This window comes from Protofrankia sp. Cr1, assembly GCF_963555865.1.
Taxonomy (GTDB): Bacteria; Actinomycetota; Actinomycetes; order Frankiales; family Frankiaceae; genus Protofrankia.
In genome coordinates, this window is sequence record NZ_CAUVXO010000634.1 from 1 (window position 1) to 2,887 (window position 2,887).

Here is a 2,887-nt window from a genome sequence, read left to right on the forward strand (position 1 = left end):
CCTGGACCTGGGCGAAGTAGCGGTCCGTCGCGACCGGGTCGACCTCGTGGCCGGGCCCGTGGGCCGCCCGCCACTTCTCCTCGAACTTCTGGCGCGGGAAGCGCCGTGCGACCCAGCGGCCGATCAGCGGGTTGGCCAGCACCTTGTAGAGCGTGAGGTTGGTGCTCGTCTCGCCCAGGACCCCGGCCGCCATCACGATCAGCCGGCCTACCCGCCGGGGCCGAGCTGCGGCGAACCAGGCCGCGAGCGAGCCACCCATCTGGCTGCCGACCAGGGTCGGCGCGTCGAGCCCGAGGGCGTCGAACAGCGCCGCGAGCAGCTCGACGCACCGGTCGGCGGACCAGCCCGTCTCTCGGGGGTCGGGGGAGCGGCCGTTGCCCGGCAGGTCGACCAGGATCACCCGGTGGTCGGCGATCAGCGCCGGGGCGACGTCGCGCCAGGTGTAGGAGTCGGTGAGGAAGCCGTGCAGCATGATGACCGGCGGGCCGTCGGCCGGGCCGAGTTCGTAGATGTGCAGGTCCGCGCCCGGGAGCGTGACGAGGCGCCCCTTGGGGATGCCGCCGTCCGGCCGGCTCCCGGCCGGACCGGTCGGTGCGTTCGGGGCCGGCGGCCGCTCGGCCGTGGTCACCGGTTTCCCCCGAAGAAGTCGGTCACCAGTTCGTTGAACGCCTTCGGGACCTCCACCGGCGGGACGTGCGCCGCTGACAAGAGCACCATCTTCGCTCCCGGGATGCGCTCGGCCAGTTCCCGCGTCCGCTCCGGCGGGAACAGCATGTCCTTCTCCCCGCCGACGACCAGCGTCGGGCAGGAGATCCGGTCGAACCCATCCGGGCTGGTGTGCGCGAGCGCACCGCCGTAGATGCTGCGCAGGCTGGCCGTCGTGTACTGGTCGAACATCATCCGGCGCAGGCCATCCTCCCACCGGGTGAGCACGTTCCAATTCGCGGCGGAGAACAGGAAGGTCTTGAGCACCTCCCAGAAGTTCCCGATGTCGTCGCGCTCCAGGAACCCGTACAGCATGGTGAGGAACAGCAGCGTCGAGTCGCTCGGCGTGGCGAAGGTGGCGACCAGCGCCAGCCCGGTCAGTCGCTCGGGGTGGCGCACCGCGAACCACTGGCTGACCAGCCCGCCGTGCGAGAGCCCGAGGACGGTGGCCGCTGGAATCCCGAGCGTGTCGAGCAGCAGCGCAAGGTCGTCGGCGTGCTCTTCGTTGGTCGGGAAGCCGGTGGTGGAGATCGAGTCGCCGAAGCCGCGCATGTCGTAGGTAAGGACCGTGAAGTGCTTGCGCAGCATCGGGATCTGGCGCGTCCACGTCCCGGACAGCGTGGTGACGAGGACGAGCGGGGGCCCTTCGCCGCGTAGCCGGTAACTGATCGAGCCGCCGGGCAGTTCGGCGACCCGCGGGTGGTCGATTTCCGCTACCAGGGGGGTGCTCGGCGTTTCCGCCATGTCCGAGGTCATGTCTCTCCTTGGGAGTGACGCGGGTCGCCGGTTCAGTGAGCCGCCCGGCACCGCGACCCGACGTCAGCCGGGATGGACGCGGTACCAGATCGCTGAGCGGCCGTGGATCTCGTCGATCTTGTGGCGCCGCAGCTTGGTCGTTTCCGTGACGGTGCCTTCCTCGACGGACGGCAGTCGGTCGACGACGGCGAAGGCGCGCACCCGTTCCCACGGGTGCAGCCCGGCGTTCACCTCGTCGAGCCGGGTCCGGCAGTGTTTGCGCCCGGTCTCGTCCGTCCCGATCTCGGTGGTGGCGGGGTCGAAGAACAGCAGCGCGCCGAGGCGCCCCGGCTCGTACTGGGTGACGACGCAGACCGTCGCCCCGGTGGCCTGGGCCGCCGCCTCCTCGATGGGCCGGACGAAGACCTTCTCGCCGCTGGGCAGGGCGAGGAAGTCCCGCAGCCGTCCGAGCACGGAGAGGAAGCCGTCCTCGTCGAACTGCCCGACGTCGCCCGTCGGGTGCCACGCTTGCTTGTCGTAGCGGACGATCTCGGTCTCCCCGTCCACCAGCCGCCCGTAGAGGAACGGCGTGGGGGTATGGACGAGGATCTCGTTGGTCTCGGGGTCGAGCCGCACGTCGCCCCACGGGATGGGCTTGCCCACCGTTCCACGGCGCGTCGCGTCCGGCGTGCTGAGCCCGATCATGCCGAGTTCGGTCGTCCCGTAGACCTCGCGGACCGGCACCCCGTTGGCCTCGAGCGCGTCCAGGACAGCAGGCTCGGTCGGCGCGCTCCCGACGAAGACCACCTTGATCGCGTTACCGAACGCCACCCGGTACGCCGCCTCCGGCATGAGGGTGCCGGAGGGGTCGCGTTTGAGGGCCTCACCGACCCGCCAGTTCAGGTGGGCGAGCGATCGCGGTACGGCGACGTGTAGCGTCGGGGCGAGGGTGGCGCTGTCGGCGGCGAACCGTGCCGGTTCGGACAGGATGAAGTCGAGCCCGGCCCCGAGACCCCAGTAGAGCATCATCCGCTGGGGCAGGTGGGAGAGCGGCAGGTAGAGCAGCAGCCGGTCCCGCCCGTCGAAGCCGTAGATCTCCGCGAAGCGGTCCATCGTGAAGAGTAGCGGCGCGGAGTGCACCGCGAACAGTTTCGGCTCCGACAGCGTCCCGCTCGTCGACACGATCGTGAACGGTTCCGCGCCGCGCGGGGCCGCCGCCAGGTCCGGAGTCGGCCCGACCGCCTCGGCCAGCAGGTCGCCGACGGTCGGGACACCGGCCGCCGAGCCGTCACCGGCCTCGGTCAGCAGAAACACGTCGAGCCCGGCGTCGGTGAAGGCGGCCACGCCGGCCGGCCGGTCGGTGAAGACCAGCTGGCACCGGCTCTCGCGGGCGGTCCCCACCACCCGCTCGGGGGGTGCGTTCGGGTACAGGGCGACCGAGACGGCA

General features: G+C 71.1%; 3 protein-coding genes. All 3 read right to left on the reverse strand.

From position 1 onward, the window contains the following. Nucleotides 1-628, reverse strand: a 628-nt coding sequence (locus U9980_RS27100) for an alpha/beta fold hydrolase (RefSeq protein ID WP_322770525.1), incomplete at its 3' end; no start/stop codon positions are given. Beyond that, nucleotides 625-1,461, reverse strand: a complete 837-nt coding sequence (locus U9980_RS27105) for an alpha/beta fold hydrolase (RefSeq protein ID WP_322770526.1) — start codon at nt 1,459-1,461, stop codon at nt 625-627. The genes U9980_RS27100 and U9980_RS27105, both read right to left, overlap by 4 nt. A gap of 63 nt (nt 1,462-1,524) precedes the next feature. Further along, nucleotides 1,525-2,887: AMP-binding protein (locus U9980_RS27110; RefSeq protein WP_322770527.1), on the reverse strand; the 1,363-nt coding region annotated here is incomplete at its 5' end.